This window comes from Mycobacterium sp. 1081908.1, from assembly GCF_001673535.1.
Taxonomy (GTDB): domain Bacteria; phylum Actinomycetota; class Actinomycetes; order Mycobacteriales; family Mycobacteriaceae; genus Mycobacterium.
Genome location: NZ_LZLY01000082.1, coordinates 1 through 565, shown reverse-complemented (window position 1 = coordinate 565; position 565 = coordinate 1). Strand labels below are relative to the sequence as shown.

At 69.9% G+C, this 565-nt stretch carries 1 protein-coding gene and 1 pseudogene; one reads left to right on the top strand and one right to left on the bottom strand.

What is annotated here, in order from left to right; all coding sequences use genetic code 11:
- On the bottom strand, positions 1-368 hold a 368-nt coding region (locus A5655_RS11715; protein WP_156764826.1), incomplete at its 3' end, for a TetR/AcrR family transcriptional regulator.
- A gap of 84 nt (positions 369-452) precedes the next feature.
- On the opposite strand from A5655_RS11715, the pseudogene A5655_RS27850 reads away from it, so the two are divergent.
- Positions 453-565 (top strand): annotated as a pseudogene (locus A5655_RS27850) (TetR/AcrR family transcriptional regulator); the annotation flags it as partial.

Genomic DNA, 565 nt, shown 5'->3' with positions numbered 1-565 from the left:
AGCCCGGTGCGCCCGCGCATGGCGCGCTCGAACGCGGCCAGGTGCGGATACTCGCGCAGCAACCTGCCCAGCTCGTCCAGCATCGCCTCGAGGCGCTCGACCACGTCGTCGGAGCGCGACGCGGCCGAGCGCAGCCGGGGCAACACGAGCTCGTCGATCTCGTTGACGGTCGCGGCGAGCAGCTCGGACTTGTTCGGAAAGTAGTGATACAGGCTGCCGCTGGTCATGTCGGCGGCCTTGGCGATCTCGCGGATGGTCGCGCGCGAATAGCCGGCCCTGGCCACGCAGCGCATGGTGGCGACGATGATCCGCCGGCGGGTCTCCTCGCCGCTGGCGCCGACCGGGCGACCCAGTTGTGCCCGCGTCATTGTGACGTCCTCACTTCCGGCTAACAGCGTCAAATATAATCGGCCGATCAATTTATGTGCCGGTTCCGTAGGGGGGTGCCCCGCATGAGCCCCGCCCGGTCGCAGCTGGGGCGCCCGCCGGGCGCCAGCGGCGAGGAGACCCGCGCTCGAATCATCGCCGCGGCCATGCGGTGTGTGGCGGAGGTGGGCTACTCCCG